Below are 22972 nucleotides of genomic sequence, written 5' to 3' on the forward strand. Positions count from 1 at the left end.
TCCATCCAGATGCGTGTCGGGGCCTCCAGCCGAGGTTCATCCGATGTCGTCAGTTGCCGTTTCACTCGTCGATCCCGCTGCGGCCGTCGCCGCCCGCACCGTCGTCCATAAATTTGGTGGCACTTCCGTCGCCGACGCCGATCGCTATCGGCATGTGGCGCAACTGCTGCTGGCGCGTGACGAGACCACCCAGGTGACGGTGGTGTCGGCGATGAAAGGGGTGACCGATGCGCTGATCGAGCTGGCGCGTTTGTCGGCAGCCGGCGATGGCCTGTGGGATGACCGCTGGCACGAACTGCGTGCGCGGCACCGTGCCGCCGCGGTATCGCTTCTGGGCGAACACGCCGGGCTGACCATCGAATGGTTGGACGCCCGCTTCGAGCGATTGCATGAAGTGTTGGCTGCGCTGGCCGTGATCGGCGAGCTGCCGCAGGAAGTGCTGGACCGTGTGCAGGGCCTGGGCGAAGTGTTCTCCGCGCATCTGCTGGGTCATCACCTGCAGGCACTGGGCCAGCAGTGCGAGGTGCTCGATGCGCGGGACGTTCTGGTGGTCAACCATGGCGAACTGGGTGTGGACGTGGACTGGAAGTCCAGCGCCGCCAAGCTCGACCAGTGGCGACAATCGCATCCGGCGCAGCGGTTGGTGGTGACCGGCTTCGTGGCACGTGACCGCAAGGGCAACATCACCACGCTCGGTCGCAATGGCAGTGATTTCTCCGGTGCGATCTTTGCCGCACTGTTTGATGCGGACGAACTGCATATCTGGACCGACGTGGATGGCGTGCTGTCGGCCGACCCGCGCGTGGTGCCGGAGGCGGTGCAGTTGGAGGCGCTCAGCTATGACGAAGCCTGCGAGCTGGCCTATTTCGGTGCGAAAGTGGTGCATCCGCAGACCATGTCGCCGGCCATTGAACGTGGCCTGCCGATCATCATCCGCAACACGTTCCAACCCGATCATCCGGGCACCCGCATCACCGGCAGCAGTTCCAGCAATGGCCCGATCAAGGGGCTGACGCTGAGCCCGGATCTGGCGGTGCTCAACCTGGAAGGAACCGGGCTGATCGGGGTGCCGGGCACCGCCGAGCGCGTGTTCGCAGCGTTGCGCAATGCGCATGTATCGGTGGTGATGATCTCGCAGGGTTCCTCCGAGCATTCGATCTGCTGCGTGGTGAAACAGGCCGAAGCCGAGCGCGCGCGCGATGCGTTGTTGCATGGGTTCTCGCATGAGCTGGCGGCTGGGCAGGTGCAGCGGGTGCAGCTGACCGAAGGCGTGAGCGTGTTGGCAGCGGTGGGCGATGGCATGGCCGGGCAGCCGGGTGTTGCCGCGCGTCTGTTCGAATCACTGGGGCGCGCGCAGGTCAATATCCTGGCCATCGCGCAGGGCTCCTCGGAGCGCAACATCTCCGTGGCCATCGATGCACAGGACGCGACCAAGGCATTGCGCGCGGCGCATGCGGGGTTCTGGCTGTCGCCGCAGACGTTCTCGGTTGGCGTGATCGGCCCCGGCAATGTCGGCGCCGCGCTGCTGGACCAGCTCAATGCCGCCCAGCCGCAGTTGCTGGCCAAGGCCAAGCTCGACCTGCGCCTGCGTGCGATCACCTCGCGCAGCCACATGCTGCTGGATCAGCGTGGCCTGCATGGCGACTGGCAGCGGGCATTTGCCGCTTCCTCGCAGGCGGCCGACCTGGACCAGTTCACCGAACATCTGCTGTCGGCAAGGTTGCCGCATACGTTGATCGTCGATTGCAGCGGCAGCCCGGATGTGGCCGAGCGTTACGCCGGCTGGCTGGCCGCGGGCATCCACGTGGTGACGCCGAACAAGCAGGCCGGTGCCGGCCCGCTGCCGCGTTACCACGCCATCCGCGCCGCGGCCGAAGCCAGCGGCGCGCGCTTCCGTTACGAGGCCACGGTGGGTGCGGGTTTGCCGGTGATCACCACCTTGCGCGACCTGGTCGATACCGGCGACGAAGTCACCGCCATTGCCGGCATCTTCTCCGGCACGCTGGCCTGGCTGTTCAACAAGTACGACGGCAGCGTGCCGTTCTCCGAACTGGTCACGCAGGCGCGTGGCATGGGCTATACCGAGCCGGACCCGCGCGATGACCTGTCCGGCATGGACGTGGCGCGCAAGCTGGTGATCCTGGCACGCGAAGCAGGCTACGACCTGAGCCTGGAAGATGTGGCGGTGGAAAGCCTGGTGCCGGCGAGCCTGCAGGGCGCGAGCGTGGATGACTTCATGGCGCGGCTGTCGGAGGTGGATGCGGTGTTCGCACAGCGTCTGTCCGATGCCAAGGGCAAGGGCAACGTGTTGCGTTACGTGGCGCAGTTCAAACCCGGCCAGCCGCCGAGCGTGGGCCTGGTTGAGCTGCCGGCCGACCATGCATTCGCCAACCTGCGCCTCACCGACAACGTTGTCCAGTTCACCACGGGCCGCTACTGCGACAACCCGCTGGTGGTGCAGGGCCCGGGCGCCGGGCCGGAGGTCACCGCTGCCGGCGTGTTTGCCGACGTGCTGCGGGTCGCCGCAGGCGAGGGGGCGCGGCTGTGATGGAAGGTGCGAGCGCCGCAGCGGGCAAGGATCTGCGCGAGGTGCGCGCATTCGCACCGGCCTCGGTGGCGAATGTGGCGGTGGGTTTTGACCTGCTCGGTTATGCGGTGCAGGGCGTCGGCGACACGGTCACCGTGCGTCGCATCGACGCACCACAGGTGCGCATCGTCGCCATTCGCGGAGCGGCGGTGGACCTGCCGATGGATGCGGCCAGCAATACCGCCGGTGCGGCGTTGATCGCATTGCGGCAGGCACTGGCGTTGCCGTTCGGTTTCGAGATCGAAATCGACAAGGGCATTCCCCTGAGTTCGGGCATGGGTGGCTCCGCAGCTTCGTGCGTGGCAGCGCTGGTCGCGGCCAATGCACTGCTGGACGTTCCGCTGAGCCGGGAGCAGTTGTACCTGTACTCGCTGGAAGGCGAGGCGGTGGCCAGCGGCAGTCGCCATGGCGACAACCTGGGGCCAATGTTCCTCGGTGGGCTGGTGCTGTCCACGCTCGATCGGCTGGTGCCGGTGCCGGTGCCGGCCGCTTGGCACAGCCTGTTGGTGCATCCGGACGCCCAGCTGGAAACGCGCCGTGCGCGGGCCGCATTGCAGGGCGCTTATGAGCTCAGGGAATTCGTCGCGCAAAGCACCAATCTGGCGCTGGTGCTGGCCGGCTGTCATGCCGGTGACGCCGGCATGGTGCGGGCGGGGCTGGCCGATGTGCTGGTCGAGCCGCGTCGCGCGCCATTGATTGGAGGGTTTGATGCTGCCAAGCAGGCGGCACTGGGGGCGGGCGCGATGGGCGCGAGTATTTCAGGTGCCGGCCCCAGTGTCTTTGCCTGGTACGAAAACCGTGATGCTGCGCTGGCCGCTGCGCCCAAAGTGCAGGTGGCGTTCGCGGCGGCAGGTTTCGAGAGCCAGAGCTGGGTAACGCCATTGAACAGCCCGGGGGCATCGCTGCTCTAGCCTTCCACGACTCCCTTTCATCGGCGGCTGCAACCTGCCTGAAGCCTCTCCCGCAAGCGGGTGCACGTGTCTCAAAAGCCAACTCACGCAAGCGGATGCATGCGTTTTGAAGCACCTCTCCCGCAAGCGGGAGAGGGGTTGGGGTGAGGGCAGCACCGCTCAGTCGAACAACTTTCCGGAAACCGCAATGAACTTCATTTCCACCCGTAACGCTTCCCCGGCCGTCTCCCTAAGCCAGGCCATCGCAGCAGGCCTGGCACCCGATGGCGGTTTGTACGTTCCACAGCAGATGCCGGCCGCGCGCACGTTGGCAGCCGGAGCCTCGCTGGCAGCGACGGCGACCACATTGCTGCAACCGTTCTTTGCCGGCGACGCCCTGGAGCCCGAGCTGGCGGGCATCTGCGAGCAGGCATTTGATTTCCCGGCGCCACTACAGTCGCTGGCCACACGCAATGATCATGTGCTCGAGCTTTTCCACGGCCCCACCGCAGCGTTCAAGGACTTCGGTGCGCGTTTCCTGGCTGCCAGCCTGTCGCGTCTGCGTGCGGGGCAGGAGCGCCCGCTGACCATCATCGTGGCCACCTCGGGCGACACCGGCGCCGCGGTGGCTGCCGCATTTCACAACCAGCCCAATCTGGAAGTGGTGGTGTTGTACCCGGATGGGCGCGTGTCGCCGCGTCAGGCGCATCAGTTGGGCTGCCTGGGCGGCAACATCCGCGCGCTGCGCGTGGCCGGTTCGTTCGACGATTGCCAGGCCATGGCCAAGCAGGCGCTCAATGATGCTGATCTGCAGGCGCAGGTGCCGTTGAGTTCGGCCAACAGCATCAGCCTCGGGCGCCTGCTGCCGCAGATGAGTTACTACGCCCATGCCGCGCTGGAGCATCGTGCCAGGCACGAGGCGCCGCTGAACGTCGTCATTCCCACCGGCAACCTGGGCAATGCGATGGCTGCGGTCATGGCTCGCGCGCTGGGGGTGTCGTTGGGCCGCATCTTGCTGGCGACCAATGCCAATCGCGTGTTGCCCGATTACTTCGGAGGCGGTCAGTACGCACCCAAGCCCAGCGTGGCGACGCTTGCCAATGCGATGGACGTCGGCGCGCCCAGCAATTTCGAGCGGCTGCGCTGGTTATACAAGGGCGACGATGCGGCGTTGCGCACGGAATTCTTCGCGCGCGCGGTGGATGACGCCACCATTCGCGAAACCATTGCCTGTCGTTACAGTGCGTACGGTGAAGTGTTCTGCCCGCATACGGCCACGGCGGTGAACGTGCTGGAGCAACTGCGCGCCAGTGGTGAAGCTGCCGCAGGCGAGCATTGGGCAGTTGCCGCGACCGCGCACCCGGCCAAGTTCGAGTCGGTGGTCGAGCCGCTGATCGGCCGTGAAGTGCCGGTACCGGCAGCGCTCGCAGAACTGCTCAAGCGCCCGGCACATGCCGAACCCTGCCCGCCGGAGTACGCAGCGCTGCGTGAGCGGCTGCTCAATAGCTGATCGCAGCTGCCGCAGGAGCGGCTTCAGCCGCGAAGCCGCTGCCGCATCAGGTTGCCGAAAAGCTCGTCCCTCCCATGGCTCTGCCAAAGGAGGGGGGGGGCGGGGCAGCGTTGCGGCGATATGCCCGTCGCGCAAGTCCATCGTTCCGCTGGTCGGCCGTTCCGCTGTTGTAGGAGCGGCGTGAGCCGCGAAGCTCACGCCGCATCAGGCTGGAGAGAAGCTCACTTCTCCCGTCCCCGCGCCTGTACTTCATCAAAGGGAGAGGCACGAAAGCGCCGCCTGGCCTGGTGGGCGCAGCGATGGCAATGGGGTTTGCGACAGGCGAGAAGCTCCTCCCGAAGGGGAGTCAATCCGTCAAAGCTGGTCGTTGGCGAGCTGCTGCAGGCCCGCGAAGTCGAGGATCTCCACCACGTTCAGATGCGGCAGGGCAATCAACCCCTGCTGACGCAGCTTGGTGAAGGTGCGGCTCACTGTTTCCATGGTCAGGCCGAGATGGTCGGCGATGTCGCCACGCCCCATCGGCAGCGAGACCCGGTTGCCCTGGCGCCCCAGCAGGGTGGCTTCGCGGGCGGCCAGGCGCAGCAGGAAATCGGCCAGTCGCTCCGGAGGCTGCAGGCGCGCCAGTGCCAATGCGTTGTCCTGGGCGGCGTCCAGTTCCTGGCACGCGCGCTGCAACAGCTTGCGTTCCAGATGCGGGTAGCGTTGGCGCAGGTCGCGCATCTGCGAGGTGGGTACCCGGCAGACGCGGCTCTCGGCGATGGCTTCGATGTCGTAGCGGTGGTGGTCGCTGCCGCTCAGGCCCAGGTAATCGCCGGGCAGGACAAAGCCGTTCACCTGGCGGCGGCCATCGGCCAGGGTGCGTACCAGCCGCAACGCGCCTTCGGTCACCGTAAAGACGTGCGCACGTGGCTCGCCGCTACGTGCCAGCGTGGCCCCCATCGGGACCGGCATGGAGGTGGTAATCCGCTCCAGCGCCTGCACCTCGTCGCAGGACAGGGCCGAGCACACCGACAGGTGCCGTATCGAGCAGTGCAGGCACTCACCCACGCCGTTGCCTTCCGCAGGAACGGACGTGGTGCTGGATTGCTCGGGGCCTGAGGCGGGCCGGGACATGGCTTCGATACGGGGCAGGGGAGCCGTAAATGATACTTCATGCGGCCAGCGGGGCGGGCTGGCGCTAGAATTGGAGGTCGTCCACCCCACTGAGTTGCAGGAGTTTCGCCCGTGATCAAGCCCCGTACCCCGCCCGGCATCATGGAATTGCTGCCGCGCGAGCAGATCGCGTTCCAGCGCATGCTGGACGTCATCCGCCGCAACTACGAGCGCTTCGGGTTCCTGCCGGTGGAGACGCCGGTGTTCGAGCTGTCGGACGTACTCCTGACCAAATCCGGTGGCGAAACCGAGCGTCAGGTGTATTTCGTGCAGTCCACGGGCGCGCTGGCCAATGCGGCCGAGTCCGGCAATACCGGCCTGCCGGAAATGGCATTGCGCTTCGATCTGACCGTGCCGCTGGCCCGCTACGTGGCTGAACACGAACATGAACTGACTTTCCCGTTCCGTCGCTACCAGATGCAGCGCGTCTATCGCGGCGAACGCGCCCAGCGCGGCCGTTTCCGCGAGTTCTACCAGTGCGACGTGGACGTGATCGGCAAGGACACGCTGAGCATTCGTTACGACGCCGAAGTGCTGGCGGTGATTCACGCGGTGTTCTCCGAGCTGCGAATCGGCAACTTCGCGATCCAGCTGAACAACCGCAAGCTGATGCGCGGCTTCTTCGAGGCGCAGGGCGTCAGCGATCCGCAGCAGCAGGCATTGGTGCTGCGCGAGGTCGACAAGCTCGACAAGCGCGGCACCGATTACGTGCGCGAAACTCTTGTCGGCCCGGATTTCGGACTGCCGGTTGAAGCGGTGGAGCGGATCCTTGCGTTCGTCGAAGTGCGTTCGGCCTCGCATACCGATGCGCTGGCCAAGCTGGACGCGGTGTTGGCAGAGGCCGGGGAGGGCGCCGGCGAATCGCTGCGCGTCGGTGCGGCTGAACTGCGTGAGGTGCTGGAGCTGGTGAAGGCGCTGGGCGTGCCGGAAACGGCGTACTGCCTCAACTTCTCCATTGCCCGTGGCCTGGATTACTACACCGGCACCGTGTACGAGACCACGCTCAGCGATCACCCGCAGATCGGCTCGATCTGCTCGGGCGGCCGCTACGAAGATCTGGCCAGCCATTACACCAAGTCCAGGCTGCCGGGCGTGGGTATCTCGATCGGCCTGACCCGCCTGTTCTGGCAACTGCGCGAGGCCAACCTGATCGACGGTATCGCCGAGAGCAGCGTTCAGGCCATGGTCGCGTTGATGGACGAGGCGGCCATGCCGCAGTCGCTGGACATCGCCCGTCGCCTGCGTGCCGGTGGCATCAATACCGAAGTGCAGATGGAGCCGAAGAAGATCGGCAAGCAGTTCCAGTACGCGGCCAAGGCGGGTATCCGCTTCGTGGTGTTGGCCGGCGAGGATGAGCTTGCGCGGGGCGTGGTGGCGGTCAAGGACCTGCTGCGCGAGCAGCAGTTCGAAGTGGCCCGTGACGAACTGGCGTCCACCTTGCTGGTGGAGCTGGAGCAGACCCGCGCCATGGCGCGCTGAGCAATCCGTCCGCTGTACCCGGAAGGCCCCGCATTGCGGGGCCTTCCGCGTTTTGGCCCAGCAACATTGGCGGCCTTTTCGCAGGAACGGCCTTGGCCGCGAAACCGATGGTGTAACAGCCATCAACCTGGCTGCCTTGCGGGCTTTTCAGGCGACCGCTGGTCGCAGCACCCGCATGGCGGCCAGGGCCGCTCCTGCGCGGATTCTTGAACGGCCCGGATTTGACGCGGCTGGAAGCTTGTACTAACGTGCTAGCACGCTAATACATTGGCACATATGAAAACCCGCCCTGATTCCGAACGTGAGAAGGCCTCCGATGCGCCGTTGAAGGCGTTGGCCCGTGCGCTGGCCGCGCTGGATAAGCCGCAGGACGTGCAGGCGTTCCTGCGCGATCTGTGCACGCCCGCCGAGCTGGAGGCCATGGCCGACCGCTGGCGCGTGGTGCCGCTGCTGCGCAAGGGCGTTCCCTACCGCGAGATCTACGACCTGACCGGGGTGAGCGTCACCACCATCGGTCGGGTTGCGCGTTCGCTCGAACATGGCGCTGGCGGCTACACCGCCGCCATCGAGCGCCTGGCCGCGCGCAGAACCGAATCCAACTGAGACATGACCATGAGTGCTTCAACCAGCGCGCCAACGCGTGACCGGCTGCGTATTGCCATCCAGAAGAGCGGCCGCCTGGCCGACCCGGCGCGCAGCCTGCTGGCCGCCTGCGGGCTGAGCTGGCGGCAAAGCCGCGACAAGCTGTTCTGCTTCGGCGAATCCCTGCCGGTGGACCTGCTGCTGGTGCGCGACGACGACATTCCCGGCCTGATTGCCGATGGTGTCTGCGACCTGGGCGTGGTCGGCCTGAACGAGCTGGATGAACAGGCCAAGGCGCGCCGCCAGCTGGGGCTTGCCGATGCCTACCAGCCGCTGCGCGGCCTGGGCTTCGGCCAATGCCGGCTGATGATCGCCGTGCCGGAAGAATGGGATTGGCAGGGCGTGCAGATGCTGCAGGGCAGGCGCATCGCCACCAGCTACCCGGCCATCCTTGCCGCGTGGCTGAAGGAAAAGGGCGTGGATGCGCAGGTGGTCGAGCTGTCCGGTTCGGTGGAAATCGCGCCGAAGCTGGGCACGGCCGAACTGATCTGCGACCTGGTTTCCAGCGGCGCGACGTTGGCCGCCAACCAGCTCAAGCCGGTGGAAACGCTGCTCGAAAGCGAAGCGGTGCTGGCGGGGCCGGCCCGCGAACTGGACGACGCCCGTGGTGGCTTGATGGCCATGCTGCTACGGCGCATGGATGGGCTGAGCAAGGTCCAGGACCGGAAGCTACTGATGTTCAGTGCGGCCGAAGAAAGCGTGGATGCACTGTCCCGCCTGTTGCCCGATGCCGAGCCGTTGCTGCGCCTGCCCGGGCAGGACGGAGCCGGGGTGCGTTTGCAGACCATGTGCAATGGCGCACTGAGTTGGCAACGGTTGGAGGAACTGGAGCGCGCGGGTGCACAGGACCTGATGGTGCTGGCGGTGGAGAAATCACTGGTATGAACATCCTGGATTGGAATGCCCTGGATGAAGGCGCACAAGCCCGTGCCTTGATGCGCCCTGTGCAGGCGGTTGCGGCGCAGACCCGCGAAACGGTGGCTGCGCTGATCGCGCAGGTACGCGAGGATGGCGACGCGGCACTGCGCCAGATCAGCGCCCGCTTCGACGGCGTCGCCCCGGAGGATTTCGAGGTAGGCGAGGCCGAATTCGCGGCGGCGGAACTCACGGTGCCGGCCGAGCTGCGCATCGCCATGCAGCAGGCAGCCGACCGCATCGATGTCTATCACCGCGCCGGCATGGCTCAACCCTATGCGGTGGAGACCGCGCCCGGTGTGGTCTGCGAGAAAGTCATCCGGCCGATTGGACGGGTGGGGTTGTATGTTCCCGCCGGCAGCGCGCCGTTGCCGTCCACGGCGTTGATGCTGGGCGTGCCGGCGCGTCTGGCCGGTTGCCGTGAAGTGGTGTTGTGCACCCCGCCACGCAAGGACGGCAGCGCCGATCCGGCGGTGTTGGTGGCTGCACGTCTGACCGGCGTGCACCGCGTGTTCAAGATCGGCGGTGCCCAGGCCATCGCGGCGATGGCGTATGGAACGGCAACGCTGCCTTCGTGCGACAAGCTGTTCGGGCCGGGCAACAGCTATGTGACCGAAGCCAAGCAGCAGGTGGCGCAATCCGGCGCGGCGGCCATCGACATGCCGGCCGGGCCGTCGGAAGTGCTGGTGATCGCCGATGCCGGCGCCAATCCCGCCTTCGTTGCCGCCGACCTGCTGTCGCAGGCCGAGCATGGCCCGGATTCGCAGGTGCTGCTGCTCAGCGACAGCGCTGCGCTGATTGACGCGGTCGAGCAGCAGGTGGAGGTGCAGGTCGCGCGGCTGCAGCGCGAGGACATCGCCCGCCAGGCACTGCAGGCATCGCTGCTGGTCAAGGTGGATTCGATTGAACAAGCCTTCGCCATCTCCAATCGTTACGCCCCCGAGCACCTGATCCTGGCGCTGCGCGAACCGCGTCGCTGGTTGACGCGGGTGGAAGCGGCTGGCTCGGTGTTTCTGGGCGACTACACGCCCGAAGCGGTCGGCGACTACTGCTCCGGCACCAATCACGTGTTGCCTACCGCAGGCGCCGCGCGGGCCTATAGCGGTGTCAGCGTTGCCAGTTTCCAGAACCAGATCAGCGTGCAGGCGGTGAGCCGCCAAGGCATTGCCAACATCGGCCCGTGTGCGCTGACCCTGGCGCGTGCCGAGGGCCTGGGCGCGCACGCCAATGCGGTCGCGCTGCGTATGGGAGTTGCGCCGTGAGCAGCGTGCTTGATCTGGTGCGTGACGATCTGCGTGGCTTTGCCGGTTATTCCTCGGCGCGCAGCGCCAAGCTGGATGGTGAAATCTGGCTCAATGCCAATGAGTCGGCCTGGGCAAATCCCGGTGATGCGCAGGCAAGCTGCCGGCGCTATCCGGACCCGCAGCCGCAGGCGCTGCGGGCGCGGTTGGCGGGGCTGTACGGCTGCACGCCGGAACAGCTGCTGATCGGCCGTGGCAGCGATGAGGCGATCGATCTGCTGGTGCGCGCGTTGTGCGTGCCGGGTCGTGACGCGGTGCTGTACACGCCGCCTGTGTTCGGCATGTACGCGGTGAGTGCGCGTCTGCAGAATGCACCCGCACTGGAAGTGCCGCTGCTCGATAACGAAGCTGGTTTCGTGCCGGATATCGAGGCCATCATCGCCGCCGCAAGGCAGGGCAAGGCCAAGCTGGTATTCCTGTGCTCGCCGTCCAATCCGGCCGGTTTGAGCATTTCGTTGCAGCAGGTCGAGCGGGTTGCTTCGGCACTGCGCGGGCAGGCGCTGGTGGTTGTCGATGAGGCTTATGCCGAATTCGCCGACGAAGCATCGGCGGTGGCGCTGCTGGGGCGTTACGACAACATCGCGGTGCTGCGCACCTTGTCCAAGGCGCACGCATTGGCCGCCGCACGCATCGGCAGCGTCATTGCCGATGCTGAACTGATCGCGGTGCTGCGCCGCTGCCAGGCACCGTATCCGATCCCCGCGCCGTGCTCAGCGCTGGCTCTGGACGGTCTGAGCGATGCGGCGCTGGCACTGACCACAGCGCGCGTGGCCATCGTGTGCAGCGAACGTGAGCGGCTGCGCGCGGCGCTGTCGGCGCAGCGCTGTGTACGCCACGTCTACGCCTCGGATGCGAATTTCCTGTTGGTGCGCTTCTTCGATGCTGAAGCTGCGTTCCAGGCGCTGCTGGATGTCGGTGTGGTGGTGCGCGACCAGCGCGCAGCGCCGCAGCTGCACGACGCCCTGCGCATCACCCTGGGTACCCCTGAACAGAACGATCGCGTCCTCGACGCCCTTCACGCGCTGGAGCTTGCTGCATGAACCCCATCCTGTTCGTCGATCGTGACGGCACCCTGATCGAAGAGCCGGCCGATTTCCAGATCGACGCCTACGAAAAGCTACGCCTGGTGAAGAACGTCATTCCCGCCATGCTCAAGCTGCGCGATGCCGGCTACCAGTTCGTCATCGTCTCCAACCAGGACGGGCTGGGCAGCGAAGGCTATCCGCAGGAAAGCTTCGATGGGCCGAACAACCTGATGCTGCAGATCTTCGCCAGCCAGGGCATCGTCTTCCGCGACGTGCTGGTCGATCCAAGCTGGCCGCACGACAACAGCCCCAATCGCAAGCCGGGCATCGGCCTGATGTTGCCGTACCTGCAGGACCGCAGTATCGACTGGGCGCGTTCGGGCATGGTCGGTGACCGCCCCACCGATATCCAGTTCGCCGACAACATGAAGATCCGTGGCTTCCAGCTGCGGACCGAGCAGTTCGGTGGCGAGTGGGATTGGGACGGCATCGCGCACGAGCTGGCCGACGCACCGCGTCGCGCCACGGTGCAGCGTGACACCAAGGAAACCCGGATCCGGGTGTTGGTTGACCTGGACAAGGTGGCCGGCGCAAAGATCGACACCGGCCTGCCGTTCTTCGACCACATGCTCGACCAGATCGGTCGCCACGGCGGTTTTGCGCTGGAAGTGGAGGCCAAAGGCGACCTGCACATCGACGAGCACCACACCATCGAGGACACCGGCTTGGCGCTCGGCCAGGCACTGCGCGAAGCCTTGGGCGACAAGCGCGGCATCGGCCGTTACGGCTTCACCCTGCCGATGGACGAAACCCTGGCCAGTGCCGCGCTGGATTTCAGTGGGCGCCCGTACTTCGTGTTCGATGGTGAGTTCAAGCGCGAGCGGGTAGGCGACATGCCCACCGAACTGGTGCCGCACTTCTTCCGTTCGCTGTGCGATGCAGCGGGGCTGAACCTGAACCTGAAAGTGGAAGGCGACAACGACCACCACAAAGTCGAAGCCTGCTTCAAGGCGCTGGCGCGTGCGTTGCGCCAGGCCATTCGTCGCGAAGGCACTGAACTGCCCACGACCAAGGGCGCGCTGTGAGCAGCGTCGGGCTGATCGATGCCGGTGGTGCCAACCTCGGCTCGGTGCGGTATGCGCTGGAGCGGCTCGATGTCGACGTGCGTATGGTGCGTGAAGCAGCCGATCTGCAGGGTCTTCCGCGGGTGATCCTGCCCGGCGTCGGTGCCGCGGCAGAAGGCATGCGTCGCCTGCACGTACAAGGCCTGGTCGAGCCACTGCGCAACCTGCAGGTGCCGTTGATGGGCATCTGCCTGGGCATGCAGTTGCTGTTCGAAAGTTCGGAAGAAGGCGATGTCGAATGCCTCGGGTTGCTGCCCGGCGTCGTCCGTCGCCTGCATCCCGGCGTCGGCGTGCGGGTGCCGCACATGGGCTGGAACAAGCTGCTGGCATTGCGCGAGTCGCCACTGCTCGATGGCGTGCCGGTGGGCTCCAGCGCTTACTTCGTACACAGCTACGCCGCGCCGGTCACTTCCGACACGGTGGCGGCCTGCCACCACGGCGGCTTGTTCACTGCTGTCGTGCAGCGGGATCGACTGTGCGGTGCACAGTTCCATCCTGAACGTTCCGCTGGCCCCGGCGCACGCATTCTGCGCAACTTCCTTGAGATCGACTTTCAATGAGTTTCACCGTCTATCCCGCGCTGGACATCCGCGAAGGCCGCGTCGTGCGCCTGCTGCAGGGTGATTACGCCAAGCAGACCACCTACGGCGACGATCCGTTGCCGCGTGCGCAGGCATTTGCTGCCATCGGCGCCGGCTGGATGCATCTGGTCGACCTGGACGCGGCCAAGGCCGGCGGGTACACGCTGGCGCCGCTGCTGGCGCAGATCGCATCGAGCACGTCGTTGAAGGTGCAGACCGGTGGCGGCGTGCGTGGTCGCGACGATGTGGCACGCATCCTTGATGCGGGCGCCAGCCGCGTGGTGATCGGTTCGCTGGCGGTGCGCGAGCCGGACAACGTGTCGGCGTGGTTGTCCGAGTTCGGTGCCGAGCAGCTGACCATCGCGCTCGACACACGCCAGGGCGAAGACGGCGTCTGGCGCCTGCCGGTACACGGCTGGACCGAAACCGCCAATGTCACCCTGGACGAGCTGGCACAGCGCTACGCGCAGGCCGGCATGAAGCACTTGCTGTGCACGGACATCTCCCGCGACGGCATGCTGTCCGGCCCCAACATCGATCTGTACGCGCATCTGGTGCAGTTGTTACCCGGCGTGGCGGTGCAGGCCTCCGGGGGCGTGCGTGATGTGGCCGATGTCCGCGCCGCCAAGGCCGCAGGCTGCGGCGGCGCGGTGCTGGGCAAGGCGCTGCTGGAAGGCCATCTGCAACTCGACGAGGCACTGGCATGTTGAGCCGCCGGATCATTCCCTGTCTGGACGTGCGCGAAGGTCGCGTGGTCAAGGGCGTCAAGTTCCGCGACCACGTCGACATGGGCGACATCACCGAGTTGGCCCTGCGATATCGCGACGCCGGTGCCGACGAACTGGTGTTCTATGACATCTCCGCCAGCCCGGAAGGGCGGTCGGTGGACCGCGCATGGATCGAGCGGGTTGCCCGCCTGATCGATATCCCGTTCTGCGTGGCCGGCGGCATCCGTGACGTGGAAACCGCACGCGCGGTGCTCAACTGCGGCGCCGACAAGATCTCGATCAACACCCCGGCGCTGGAACGGCCGCTGTTGATCGAGGAGCTGGCCGAGGCCTTCGGCCAACAGTGCGTGGTGGTCGGTATCGACTCCATTGGCGAGCCCGACGGGCAGTGGCGGGTGCGCTCCTACACCGGCGATCCGGCCAAGACGCGCGCCGAAGCGCGGCTGACGCTGGACTGGGTGCGTGAAGTCCAGCAGCGCGGCGCAGGTGAAATCGTGCTGAATTGCATGGACAGCGATGGCGTCCGCAAGGGGTACGATATTACCCAGTTGCGCCAGGCCAGGGCATTGAGCACGGTTCCGCTGATCGCCTCCGGCGGCGCGGGGACACCGCAGCATTTTGCCGATGTGTTCGAACAGGCTGACGTTGACGGGGCTTTGGCGGCCAGCGTGTTCCACTCCGGTGCCATCGCCATTCCGGAACTGAAGCAGTTCCTGCGCGAACAACAGATCGAGGTTAGGGATGTCTACTGAATTCAAGCCGCTTGACCCCGCCGCATTGGACTGGGGCAAGGTGGACGGGCTGATGCCGGCCATCGTCCAGGACGCCGCCACGCTGCGCGTGCTGATGCTGGGCTACATGGACCGTGAAGCACTGGAGAAGACGCGCGAATGCGGCAAGGTCACATTCTTCAGCCGCACCAGGAAGCGCCTGTGGACCAAGGGTGAAACATCGGGCAATCAGCTGGAGCTGGTCGATATCCGCGTTGATTGCGACGCCGACACGCTGCTGATCAACGCCCGGCCGCACGGCCCGACCTGCCACACCGGCAACGCCAGTTGTTTCGATGCAGCGCCGGGCAACTTCCTGGGTGCATTGGACGCTTTGATCAAGCAGCGTGAGCACGATCGACCCCTCAACAGCTACACCACACGGTTGTTCGAGAAGGGCGCGCGGCATATCGCGCAGAAGGTTGGCGAGGAAGGCGTGGAAACCGCACTGGCCGGCGTTGTGCAGCGTGACGAAGACCTGCTTGGTGAATCAGCCGATCTGCTGTTCCACCTGATCGTGCTGCTGCGCTCGCGCGGCCTGTCGTTGGACGACGCGGTAGCTGTACTCGAAGACCGCCACGCCAAGGCCGTCGAGAAGGCAGCAAGCTGAGGCTGGCCGGAGGAGCGCTCCGTAGTTGCCGCTCACACAGCAAAAGCGCTCGCGTCCCTTCTCCCCTCGCGGGAGAAGGTGCCCGAAGGGCGGAAGAGGGAAAGCCCCTGTAGGAGCGTCTTAAGGCGCGAAGCCCATACCGGCCAAGATTTCAGACATCTCGAATGCTCACGCCGCAACGCGCAACGCGCAACGCGGCCAAGGCGCCTCTCGCAGCAAATCCACTTCAACGCAGCCATCGGCATCGGGCAACAAACCTGCATCGGCAACGCAACCGCCACGAGGCGGAGCGATAATCGGCGTCCAACCATCCGTCCGCCGAGGATTTCATGCGCCACTCCCTGCTGACCGGCCTGTTGCTGGCCTGTGCCCCATTCGTGGCGGCGGCTTCCTGTTTCGAAGGTGGCGTGTTCAACGACGCCAACGGGAACGGCAGGCAGGACGCAGGTGAAGGCGCGCTGGCAGGCATCAAGGTCTCCGATGGCGAGCACATCGTCGTGACCGACAAGCAGGGCCGCTACCGGCTTCCGGATTCGGCACAACCCAACATCTTCATCATCAAGCCCGCCGGCTACAGCGCGGCCATCCGTGCCGATGGGTTGCCGGACATCTGGCGCCCCCGCAGCGGCGAAGCCGGTACTGCGCAGTGTCGGCCGTTCGCCCTGGTACCGCAGGTCAGCGCCCCGACCAGCCTGCAAGCGCTGGTAATGGCTGACAGTCAGACCAGCAATGCGTTGGACGTGGACTACTTCGAGCGCGACGTCATCGCCCCGTTGCGTGGCAAGCATCAGGCGAAGCTGGGCATGACCCTGGGCGACATCACCAATGATGATCCGTCGTTGTATCCGGCCCTGACGAAGGCGGTGACTTCGCTCGGTGTGCCGTGGCTGCACGTTCCGGGCAACCACGACATGGACGTGGGCGCGGACAGTGATGCCTCTTCACTGGCCAGTTACCACCGCCATCTCGGCCCGGACACGTATGCCTGGGAAGAGCCGTCGATGGTGTTCATCGGCATGGATGACATCATTGCCCAGCCAGGACAGAAGCCGGCCTACGTCGGCGGCCTGCGTGAAGACCAGTTCGCCTTTCTCGAGCGCTACCTGCCGACCATCGCCAAGGACAAGCTGGTGGTGCTTGGTTTCCACATCCCGCTGTTCGATCACGTCTATCGTGCCGAAGACCGGGCCCGCCTGTTCGCCCTGCTGGAAAAGGTGCAGCACCCGCTGATCCTGAGCGGCCACACCCACAACCAGAGCCAGGTGTTCTGGTCGGCGGCTCAGGGTTGGAAGGGCGCGCGTCCGCTGCACGAGTACAACGTGGGCGCGGCTTGTGGCGCGTTCTGGTCCGGGGTGAAGGATGCACAGGGCATCCCCGATACGACCATGGCCGATGGCACGCCCAACGGCTACGGCCTGCTCAATGTGCAGCCGCAGGGGCAGTACAGCGTCGAATACCGCGTCGCGCGCGCGCCGGCCGATCAGCAGATCGCGCTGCACGCACCCAAGGTGCTGCGCCAAGGGGCGTATCCGGCGTGGGGCGTGTACGCCAATGTATTCATGGGCTACGACGGATTGCCGGTGGAGTTCCGGGTGGATGGTGGTGAATGGCAGCCGATGAAGCAGGTCAAGCAGCCGGATCCGCGTCTGCTGGTCGAGAATATCGCCGACGACCTGGCCGACAACCTGCGTGGCTACGATCGCTCGCCTGAAGCCGTGCCGTCCGCGCACCTGTGGCGTGCCGCGTTGCCGACCCGGCTGGCAGAAGGCGAACACACCGTCGAAGTGCGCACCCGCCTGAACGGCAAGCAGTACACCAGCAGCACGCGCTACCGTCTGCAGACCGCCAGCCCATAACGGGGCTGGCCGTCGTCGCTGCGGTGGCCCGGTGCCGCAGCGGACCAATGCGCGTCACTGCATTACTGCATTCGCTAAACTCCCGCCCCATCACGACCAAGGGAGGGGGCGGTATGGGTAACAGGCAAGGAAAGTGGCTGGGCGTGGCGGCGCTGGCGCTGATGACCAGCAGTTGTGGCTTTCCGTTGCCCGGTGCACAGGACGCAGTGGAACCCCTCGATCCGGCACGCAAGCTGATCGCGGTGGTACAGGGGGAGGGTGCATCCAGTGCGTTGCTGGGCGAAGAGGTTCTCATCGAAGGCGTGGTCGTTCGCAATCTGATGGGCGACAGCGACGATCTTGGCCAGGAGCTCAAGGAAACACTGGGCGAAGCGGATGCCGCCGCTCCGACCGTGGGCTGGTTCATCCAGGACGAAGGTGACGGTAACCCGGTCACTTCCGATGGGCTGTTCGTGCTCGACCAGGGCTACGACACGTCGATCAACATGCCTGCAGAAACCGAGTACACGATGCGCATGGGGTCGAGGGTGCGTACCGGTGATCGCGTCACCGTACGTGGGACCGTGGTCGAGCTGGAGCAGGCGCGGGTTGCCGATCAGCCGCGCAGCACCGGTCATCGGGTATCACATGGTGCGCCGGACGGAACCGTCACCGCCATCGCGGCCATGTCGGTGACCCTGGTTGCGCCTGACGAGCGGGCCACCGCCATCGTTGCGTCGCCGGCAGTTGCGGGGCAGGGCGAATCCAACGAAGGCATGCGTTTGTAGGAGCGACGCGCGGCGCAACCGGGATTGATCGGCGCGACCTTTGTGATGCCGCGCTGTCCGGGCCACTCTGGTCATGACCGGTGCTTGTTGCGGTGGCCGGATCGTTAGGGAGGCCTTCACTGGCGCATGGCCAGCGATCTCGGTGTGCCGCATCAAGGGCCTAGAGCCCTTTCTTGTTCGCTTGCGTATCTCCGGCAGCCTTCGCGCGAACGGGTGTGCCGGCAGGTGGCTGGTAGACAAACGGGTAGGGCACCGGCCCGGCTTCGGGCAGGCCTTGCCGCCACTTCGCCAGTACGTCGGCAATCATCGTTCCTGCCTGGAACTGCGGTTCGGAAGGAACCTCGCCCTCCTGCTTCTCGCGCTGGCGCACGGTCAGCTTGGTCTGCGAGTAGGCGGCGCTGAAGTCATTCGTGGTATTCAGTGCCTCCACCAGAAAGGCGCGGCCAAACCACGTTGCACTGTCGGTATTGCCACAGCCGAAAGAAGGGCGGTCCTTGCGTGCGGCGGTGATGATCATCCGATTCGGCGCTTTCAGCGCGGGAATGAAGCCGCCGGAGTAGCAGGCCGAAACCACGACGACCGCGTTGCCGATCCCGGCTTGCTCCAGCAGTTGCGCCAGCGTTTCCGGCGCCAGGTAGTCTTCCTGATCCGGTCCGGTATGCAGGTAGAAGCTGTTGTCATCCAGCCCATGGCTGCTCAGGTAGACGAACAGAACGTCTTCTTCGGGATCGAGGGTCCGGCCCAGTGCATCGAGTGCACGGGCCAGGCTCTGGCGGGTTGCCAGTGGCGTTGCATCGCCGTCTGCGTTTGCCTGCGGGTGATTGATGAGGTTGACCATCCGTCCTTCGGCGTCCCAGCGCCGCGACGCCATCTGCCGCAGGTACACGACTTCGTTGTGGAACACGTCCTCGTCGCTGTCGCCGGCAACGCCCAGCACGTACATGTCGGTAACACCCGGGCGCTGGGCTGGCAGCTGTGCCAGCGCCGTGTCGAGGAGCGTCTGCTGTGGCCCTGTGAGCTCCGGCGTTGTGGGTTTCCAGTTTCCAGTCGTCGGCGTGCGTGCCACGGCTGGCCAGATGCCGGTTACCAATACGGCAGCAAGACCGAGTGCGCGCAAGGCAGTGGGCAGAAGGCGGGAGGGGCGTTCGAGCATGTCGGAGCACGCATGGGGGAGTCGCTGGATTCTATCGGCTGGACTGCCCTGTTCGTCGTCACGCCTGCGGCTGGGGTCATTCCGTCGGTTGGCTGACGGCTAGCGGCAGGCATCGTGAACGCGGTTGTCCCAATGGCTGGAAAGCTTGAAGTCGCGCTTCAGTCCAGCCTTTTCGTAGGCAGCGGCGCGTCCGTGTCTGGCGCGCTCGCAGGCTGAAACGGTGGGCGCTTGTCGACGACGGTCAGCGCGGCGCTGTACTGCGGGCCGTCGGGCCGGACGCAGTTCACTGCGCAACGATTCTATGTGCGCCTGTATCGCTGGATCGATCACATCTGGCACTGCATCCCAACTGCGCAGCGTGGCTCCTTCGCAGGGCTGCGATTGATAGACAACGCTGTCGCGGTCCTCGCACTTGAACACCTGCTGCGCGCATGCGGATGCTGCAGCAAGGCATGTCAGAACGCTTGATATCCACAGAACGGTTGCACGTTGCATCGCCACTTCCTTGAGCGATCGGAGAGTGGCAAACGTTGCTGTGCTATCTGTTTACAGGCAGCCAGTGTTGTGCTGACTTGCAGGTCAGGTTCCGACGTTCAGTGCCTGCCGCATTGCGATGGCAGGGCGGCGAGTGCGATGTGAAGAAAAAATTTCACAAATTGCTTGCGAGGCAAAAAAAGCCCAGCTATTATTTCTTTCTCGACGACGTCGGGGCCATAGCTCAGCTGGGAGAGCGCCTGCATGGCATGCAGGAGGTCAGCGGTTCGATCCCGCTTGGCTCCACCAAATCCGGACATTAGGCCGTCTGGATTGTCGAATAAAATTTGATGAAGTTTACGCGTCCCCATCGTCTAGAGGCCTAGGACATCACCCTTTCACGGTGGCGACCGGGGTTCGAATCCCCGTGGGGACGCCATTCATCGATGTTGTAAAGCGTTTCGGGGTTTCCCCGGGTTTTGTTTGAAAAGCGCCGCCCAGGCGTTCAGGAAGAAAAAGCTTCCATTTCAAACGAAACTTCGCCATAATGGCGGGCTCGCAGTAACACGTGGGGCCATAGCTCAGCTGGGAGAGCGCCTGCATGGCATGCAGGAGGTCAGCGGTTCGATCCCGCTTGGCTCCACCAAATCCGGACATTAGGCCGTCTGGATTGTCGAATAAAATTTGATGAAGTTTACGCGTCCCCATCGTCTAGAGGCCTAGGACATCACCCTTTCACGGTGGCGACCGGGGTTCGAATCCCCGTGGGGACGCCATTTCTAAAAAGCTCCGGGAAACCGGGGCTTTTTTCTTGCCTGCTATTTACTGCTGCCAAGTGCTGACGCCCTGGTTTTGCTGGACCGGTGAGTTGGGTTCTCGCGCTCTATTGCCGGCGGGTCGGAGGTGGTGCTCCCTGAGTGCGCGGCATTGCGGTTCCCGCTGAGAGGGCGCATCGATGCCTTTCGTGCTTGGCTGCAGGCCCGGGTTGGTTGATGTCGAGCTTGGCCTGGGCCTGTCCAAGTAAGGGGCGCGAGTGTTGCGCCCGCGGCTGTCTTCTTTAACTGGTTGCGTGGCTTGCCTTGCGCGCCGGGCTTTTGGTGATCGGCTGAGGCTTGGAGGGGCAGTTGGCGTGTTGCGCCGCATGCCCCTCATTGTTGTCCGCGCCTCTGGCTTGCTGCGTTGCGCAGCAGGGCGTCAGGCGTTGCGGTTGTGGGCGCGCATGGTGCGCTGTTTTTCGCGAGCCCAGTCGCGGTCCTTGGCGGCATCGCGCTTGTCGTGGGCCTGCTTGCCCTTGGCCAGTGCGATCTCGAGCTTGATCTTGTTCTTGCTCCAGTACAGCGCAGTGGGGACCAGTGTGTAGCCTTCGCGCTCGACGCGGCCGATCAGCTTGTCGATTTCGCTCCGATGCAGCAGCAGTTTGCGCTCACGGCGGTCTTCGGGAACGGTATGCGAGGAGGCCTGGATCAAGGGCGTGATCTGCGCGCCGATCAGGAAGATCTCCCCATTCTTCACGTACGCATAGGCGTCGGTCATGTTGCCGCGACCAGCGCGGATGGCCTTGACCTCCCAGCCCTGCAACGCCAGGCCGGCCTCGAAGCGTTCTTCCAGGTGGTACTCGTGACGGGCACGCTTGTTCAACGCGATGGTTTTGTCGGCCTTCGCGTTCTTTGCTTTATCCTTGCCGGAGTTCTTGCTCATTTACGTATTGTCTCCGATCCGGGGGCATTCCGGATATCCATAGTATTTGCCATGCCAACCATCCGCCGCAGCGCACTGGTCGAACATTCCTCTGAGCGCATGTTCGATCTGGTCAATGATGTTTCCGCCTATCCGCGCCGGTTCCGCTGGTGCGACAAGGCCGAGATCCTCGAGCAGGGTCCTGAGCGGTTGGTGGCCCGGCTGGATCTGGGCCTGGGTTCGTTCCGCACCTGGTTCATGACCGAGAACACCCTGCAGCGTCCGCGCAGCATCGACATGCAGTTGCGTGACGGGCCGTTCAAGCGCCTGCATGGCCGCTGGGACTTCCAGCCGCTGGCCGACAACGCCTGCAAGGTGACCCTGGAGCTGGAATTCGAACCGACCTCGCGTCTGCTGGGCCCGGCGTTGGCGTTGGGTTTTCAGGGGCTGGCTGACCGGATGGTCAACGATTTCGTGCGCGTGGCCGACCAGGAGGTTTGAGTCATGCGCGTGGAAGTGCTGTTGGCTTGGCCGGATCGTTATCTGCGACGGGAACTGGAGTTGCCGGAAGGCTGCACTGTTGCCGATGCGGTGGACGAGGCTGCGCTGGATGTGGATGGCGTCGCTGTAGCGGTCGCTGTACACGGGGTGTTGGCCCGCCCAGGGCAGCTGCTGCACGCCGGCGACCGCATCGAGTTGCTGCGTCCGCTGCTGGCCGATCCCAAAGAAAATCGCCGCCGGCGGGCGCGCGGCGGCGATTGAACTGCGGTGGCGCTGGCGATCAGCGGCCGCCGCGCTTCTTCTTGTCCTTGGCCAGGTTGCGACCGAATTGACGGACGCTCTTGCGCGCCAGTTCAGCATCCTGGGTCGGGAAGTAGTCGCCTTCCCAGCGGCTGACCTGGTCGTTTTCGAAGAACACCGTGAAGTTCTTGACCTCGGTATTGCCCAGACGGTCCACCCGCTGGCTGGCGGTGTAGTCCCAGCGCTGGGCGTGGAACGGGTCGGCAATGGACGGGGTGCCGAGCAGCGCGTTGACCTGCTGCTTGCTCTGGCCGGCCTGAAGCTGCGACACGGCCTGCTCGCGGATCAGGTTGCCCTGGTAGATGGGCTGCTTGTAGATGATGCCGCAGCCAGTGGTGGACAGGGCGACAACGGCGATCAACAGGAGCTTGCGCATTAGAAAGGGCGATTGAGGAAATCAGGGCGATGATACACTCCCCGGCACCCAGCGCGATCTGACCGGAGGCAACTGGCGCTAAACCGCCAATGAACACGATGGCCATGGAATCCAATGACCTGCGCAAAGTCGGCCTGAAGGTGACGCATCCGCGGATGCGCATCCTCGCCCTGCTTGAGCAGAACACCCCCCAACACCACCTCACCGCCGAAGATATCTATCGGCAGCTGCTCGATTGCGGCGACGAAATCGGTTTGGCCACGGTTTACCGTGTGCTGACCCAGTTCGAAGCGGCCGGGCTGGTGCTCAAGCACAACTTCGAAGGCGGCCAGGCGGTCTATGAGCTGGACCGCGGTGCCCACCACGACCATATGGTGGACATGGACACCGGCAAGATCATCGAGTTCGAAAGCCATGAGATCGAACAGCTGCAGCGCAAGATCGCAGCGGATCATGGTTACGACCTGGAAGAGCATTCGCTGGTGCTTTACGTGCGCAAGAAGCGGCGTTGAGCCTGCGGCAGCGCTTCGGCACTGCTTTCAATGTGAAAAACA

The 22972-nt window shown here is 64.9% G+C and carries 22 protein-coding genes and 4 tRNA genes; 22 read left to right on the forward strand and 4 right to left on the reverse strand.

Annotated elements, in window-relative coordinates; translation table 11 throughout:
* Positions 1 to 43 precede the first annotated feature (43 nt).
* From thrA to thrC, 3 genes are all read left to right on the forward strand, one after another.
* Positions 44 to 2548 (forward strand): bifunctional aspartate kinase/homoserine dehydrogenase I, encoded by a 2505-nt coding sequence (gene thrA, locus LR961_RS07770; RefSeq protein WP_232147858.1) that lies wholly within the window; start codon positions 44 to 46, stop codon positions 2546 to 2548.
* Positions 2548 to 3498 (forward strand): homoserine kinase, encoded by a 951-nt coding sequence (locus LR961_RS07775; protein ID WP_232147860.1) that lies wholly within the window; start codon positions 2548 to 2550, stop codon positions 3496 to 3498. The genes thrA and LR961_RS07775 overlap by 1 nt, the downstream gene beginning before the upstream one ends.
* A gap of 187 nt (positions 3499 to 3685) precedes the next feature.
* Complete coding sequence (thrC, locus tag LR961_RS07780; protein WP_232147862.1) at positions 3686 to 4987, forward strand: threonine synthase; 1302 nt, start codon at positions 3686 to 3688, stop codon at positions 4985 to 4987.
* A 354-nt stretch (positions 4988 to 5341) separates the two neighbouring features.
* Here the strand turns inward: thrC and LR961_RS07785 are convergent, their stop codons facing one another.
* Positions 5342 to 6100 carry a helix-turn-helix domain-containing protein gene (locus LR961_RS07785; RefSeq protein WP_232147863.1) on the reverse strand — a complete coding sequence of 253 codons (759 nt, stop codon included), beginning with the start codon at positions 6098 to 6100 and terminating at the stop codon, positions 5342 to 5344.
* Between the two features lie 111 nt (positions 6101 to 6211).
* Here LR961_RS07785 and hisS point away from each other — a divergent pair, with 111 nt between their 5' ends.
* The 12 genes from hisS to LR961_RS07845 all read left to right on the forward strand — a co-directional run bounded on the left by hisS (position 6212) and on the right by LR961_RS07845 (position 17937).
* Positions 6212 to 7618 (forward strand): histidine--tRNA ligase, encoded by a 1407-nt coding sequence (gene hisS, locus LR961_RS07790; protein WP_232147865.1) that lies wholly within the window; start codon positions 6212 to 6214, stop codon positions 7616 to 7618.
* A 276-nt stretch (positions 7619 to 7894) separates the two neighbouring features.
* The gene (locus LR961_RS07795) at positions 7895 to 8221 is read left to right on the forward strand and encodes a YerC/YecD family TrpR-related protein (protein WP_232147867.1); all 327 of its coding nucleotides are present in this window, start codon (positions 7895 to 7897) and stop codon (positions 8219 to 8221) included.
* 9 nt (positions 8222 to 8230) lie between these two features.
* Entirely contained in the window at positions 8231 to 9145 is a 915-nt protein-coding gene (gene hisG, locus LR961_RS07800) for an ATP phosphoribosyltransferase (RefSeq protein ID WP_232147876.1), read from the forward strand.
* Positions 9142 to 10437 carry a histidinol dehydrogenase gene (gene hisD, locus LR961_RS07805; RefSeq protein ID WP_232147879.1) on the forward strand — a complete coding sequence of 432 codons (1296 nt, stop codon included), beginning with the start codon at positions 9142 to 9144 and terminating at the stop codon, positions 10435 to 10437. Before hisG ends, hisD begins: the two co-directional genes overlap by 4 nt.
* On the forward strand, positions 10434 to 11516 hold the full coding sequence (hisC, locus tag LR961_RS07810) for a histidinol-phosphate transaminase (RefSeq protein WP_232147881.1): 1083 nt from the start codon (positions 10434 to 10436) through the stop codon (positions 11514 to 11516). The genes hisD and hisC overlap by 4 nt, the downstream gene beginning before the upstream one ends.
* Positions 11513 to 12586, forward strand: a complete 1074-nt coding sequence (hisB, locus tag LR961_RS07815; protein ID WP_232147883.1) for a bifunctional histidinol-phosphatase/imidazoleglycerol-phosphate dehydratase HisB — start codon at positions 11513 to 11515, stop codon at positions 12584 to 12586. Before hisC ends, hisB begins: the two co-directional genes overlap by 4 nt.
* Complete coding sequence (gene hisH / locus LR961_RS07820) at positions 12583 to 13185, forward strand: imidazole glycerol phosphate synthase subunit HisH (protein WP_232147885.1); 603 nt, start codon at positions 12583 to 12585, stop codon at positions 13183 to 13185. The genes hisB and hisH overlap by 4 nt, the downstream gene beginning before the upstream one ends.
* Positions 13182 to 13916 carry a 1-(5-phosphoribosyl)-5-[(5-phosphoribosylamino)methylideneamino]imidazole-4-carboxamide isomerase gene (gene hisA / locus LR961_RS07825; protein WP_232147887.1) on the forward strand — a complete coding sequence of 245 codons (735 nt, stop codon included), beginning with the start codon at positions 13182 to 13184 and terminating at the stop codon, positions 13914 to 13916. Before hisH ends, hisA begins: the two co-directional genes overlap by 4 nt.
* The gene (gene hisF, locus LR961_RS07830) at positions 13910 to 14686 is read left to right on the forward strand and encodes an imidazole glycerol phosphate synthase subunit HisF (protein ID WP_232147889.1); all 777 of its coding nucleotides are present in this window, start codon (positions 13910 to 13912) and stop codon (positions 14684 to 14686) included. The genes hisA and hisF overlap by 7 nt, the downstream gene beginning before the upstream one ends.
* The gene (gene hisIE / locus LR961_RS07835; protein ID WP_232147891.1) at positions 14676 to 15314 is read left to right on the forward strand and encodes a bifunctional phosphoribosyl-AMP cyclohydrolase/phosphoribosyl-ATP diphosphatase HisIE; all 639 of its coding nucleotides are present in this window, start codon (positions 14676 to 14678) and stop codon (positions 15312 to 15314) included. Before hisF ends, hisIE begins: the two co-directional genes overlap by 11 nt.
* 329 nt (positions 15315 to 15643) lie before the next feature.
* Positions 15644 to 17170, forward strand: coding sequence for a calcineurin-like phosphoesterase C-terminal domain-containing protein (locus LR961_RS07840; protein WP_232147893.1), 1527 nt, complete (start codon positions 15644 to 15646; stop codon positions 17168 to 17170).
* A gap of 113 nt (positions 17171 to 17283) precedes the next feature.
* Positions 17284 to 17937: a hypothetical protein gene (locus tag LR961_RS07845; protein ID WP_232147895.1), complete on the forward strand. Its 654-nt coding sequence runs from the start codon at positions 17284 to 17286 to the stop codon at positions 17935 to 17937.
* Between the two features lie 160 nt (positions 17938 to 18097).
* Here the strand turns inward: LR961_RS07845 and LR961_RS07850 are convergent, their stop codons facing one another.
* Positions 18098 to 19090 carry a C13 family peptidase gene (locus LR961_RS07850; protein ID WP_232147896.1) on the reverse strand — a complete coding sequence of 331 codons (993 nt, stop codon included), beginning with the start codon at positions 19088 to 19090 and terminating at the stop codon, positions 18098 to 18100.
* A 707-nt stretch (positions 19091 to 19797) separates the two neighbouring features.
* Between LR961_RS07850 and LR961_RS07855 the strand changes: the two genes are divergently transcribed.
* The 4 genes from LR961_RS07855 (at position 19798) to LR961_RS07870 (ending at position 20340) form a co-directional block, all read left to right on the forward strand.
* Positions 19798 to 19873: transfer RNA gene (locus tag LR961_RS07855), tRNA-Ala, on the forward strand.
* A gap of 54 nt (positions 19874 to 19927) precedes the next feature.
* Positions 19928 to 20003, forward strand: a tRNA-Glu gene (locus LR961_RS07860).
* A 131-nt stretch (positions 20004 to 20134) separates the two neighbouring features.
* A tRNA-Ala gene (locus tag LR961_RS07865) sits at positions 20135 to 20210 on the forward strand.
* 54 nt (positions 20211 to 20264) lie between these two features.
* Positions 20265 to 20340, forward strand: a tRNA-Glu gene (locus LR961_RS07870).
* A gap of 418 nt (positions 20341 to 20758) precedes the next feature.
* Here LR961_RS07870 and smpB read toward each other — a convergent pair.
* Positions 20759 to 21262 (reverse strand): SsrA-binding protein SmpB, encoded by a 504-nt coding sequence (smpB, locus tag LR961_RS07875; RefSeq protein ID WP_232147899.1) that lies wholly within the window; start codon positions 21260 to 21262, stop codon positions 20759 to 20761.
* A 51-nt stretch (positions 21263 to 21313) separates the two neighbouring features.
* Between smpB and LR961_RS07880 the strand changes: the two genes are divergently transcribed.
* Both LR961_RS07880 and LR961_RS07885 read left to right on the forward strand, forming a co-directional pair.
* Entirely contained in the window at positions 21314 to 21742 is a 429-nt protein-coding gene (locus tag LR961_RS07880) for a type II toxin-antitoxin system RatA family toxin (RefSeq protein WP_232147900.1), read from the forward strand.
* 3 nt (positions 21743 to 21745) lie between these two features.
* Positions 21746 to 22003 (forward strand): RnfH family protein, encoded by a 258-nt coding sequence (locus LR961_RS07885; protein WP_232147910.1) that lies wholly within the window; start codon positions 21746 to 21748, stop codon positions 22001 to 22003.
* 19 nt (positions 22004 to 22022) lie between these two features.
* Here LR961_RS07885 and bamE read toward each other — a convergent pair whose 3' ends face one another.
* Positions 22023 to 22418, reverse strand: coding sequence for an outer membrane protein assembly factor BamE (gene bamE / locus LR961_RS07890; RefSeq protein WP_232147912.1), 396 nt, complete (start codon positions 22416 to 22418; stop codon positions 22023 to 22025).
* Between the two features lie 104 nt (positions 22419 to 22522).
* Here bamE and fur point away from each other — a divergent pair, with 104 nt between their 5' ends.
* Positions 22523 to 22930 (forward strand): ferric iron uptake transcriptional regulator, encoded by a 408-nt coding sequence (gene fur / locus LR961_RS07895; protein WP_232149276.1) that lies wholly within the window; start codon positions 22523 to 22525, stop codon positions 22928 to 22930.
* Positions 22931 to 22972 lie beyond the last annotated feature (42 nt).

Origin of the sequence: Stenotrophomonas sp. SY1 (assembly GCF_021202945.1) — a bacterium.
GTDB lineage: Bacteria > Pseudomonadota > Gammaproteobacteria > Xanthomonadales > Xanthomonadaceae > Stenotrophomonas.

What these genes read in the sequence shown, in the direction of transcription:
- hisIE (WP_232147891.1), top strand. Translation starts at nt 14,676, where the DNA reads ATGTCTACTGAATTCAAGCCGCTTGACCCCGCCGCATTGGACTGGGGC.
- thrA (WP_232147858.1), top strand. Translation starts at nt 44, where the DNA reads ATGTCGTCAGTTGCCGTTTCACTCGTCGATCCCGCTGCGGCCGTCGCC.
- LR961_RS07885 (WP_232147910.1), top strand. Translation starts at nt 21,746, where the DNA reads ATGCGCGTGGAAGTGCTGTTGGCTTGGCCGGATCGTTATCTGCGACGG.
- LR961_RS07845 (WP_232147895.1), top strand. Translation starts at nt 17,284, where the DNA reads ATGGGTAACAGGCAAGGAAAGTGGCTGGGCGTGGCGGCGCTGGCGCTG.
- LR961_RS07840 (WP_232147893.1), top strand. Translation starts at nt 15,644, where the DNA reads ATGCGCCACTCCCTGCTGACCGGCCTGTTGCTGGCCTGTGCCCCATTC.
- LR961_RS07880 (WP_232147900.1), top strand. Translation starts at nt 21,314, where the DNA reads ATGCCAACCATCCGCCGCAGCGCACTGGTCGAACATTCCTCTGAGCGC.
- bamE (WP_232147912.1), bottom strand. Translation starts at nt 22,418, where the DNA reads ATGCGCAAGCTCCTGTTGATCGCCGTTGTCGCCCTGTCCACCACTGGC.
- fur (WP_232149276.1), top strand. Translation starts at nt 22,523, where the DNA reads ATGGAATCCAATGACCTGCGCAAAGTCGGCCTGAAGGTGACGCATCCG.
- LR961_RS07850 (WP_232147896.1), bottom strand. Translation starts at nt 19,090, where the DNA reads ATGCTCGAACGCCCCTCCCGCCTTCTGCCCACTGCCTTGCGCGCACTC.
- hisA (WP_232147887.1), top strand. Translation starts at nt 13,182, where the DNA reads ATGAGTTTCACCGTCTATCCCGCGCTGGACATCCGCGAAGGCCGCGTC.
- thrC (WP_232147862.1), top strand. Translation starts at nt 3,686, where the DNA reads ATGAACTTCATTTCCACCCGTAACGCTTCCCCGGCCGTCTCCCTAAGC.
- LR961_RS07795 (WP_232147867.1), top strand. Translation starts at nt 7,895, where the DNA reads ATGAAAACCCGCCCTGATTCCGAACGTGAGAAGGCCTCCGATGCGCCG.
- smpB (WP_232147899.1), bottom strand. Translation starts at nt 21,262, where the DNA reads ATGAGCAAGAACTCCGGCAAGGATAAAGCAAAGAACGCGAAGGCCGAC.
- hisB (WP_232147883.1), top strand. Translation starts at nt 11,513, where the DNA reads ATGAACCCCATCCTGTTCGTCGATCGTGACGGCACCCTGATCGAAGAG.
- hisD (WP_232147879.1), top strand. Translation starts at nt 9,142, where the DNA reads ATGAACATCCTGGATTGGAATGCCCTGGATGAAGGCGCACAAGCCCGT.
- LR961_RS07775 (WP_232147860.1), top strand. Translation starts at nt 2,548, where the DNA reads ATGGAAGGTGCGAGCGCCGCAGCGGGCAAGGATCTGCGCGAGGTGCGC.
- LR961_RS07785 (WP_232147863.1), bottom strand. Translation starts at nt 6,100, where the DNA reads ATGTCCCGGCCCGCCTCAGGCCCCGAGCAATCCAGCACCACGTCCGTT.
- hisG (WP_232147876.1), top strand. Translation starts at nt 8,231, where the DNA reads ATGAGTGCTTCAACCAGCGCGCCAACGCGTGACCGGCTGCGTATTGCC.
- hisF (WP_232147889.1), top strand. Translation starts at nt 13,910, where the DNA reads ATGTTGAGCCGCCGGATCATTCCCTGTCTGGACGTGCGCGAAGGTCGC.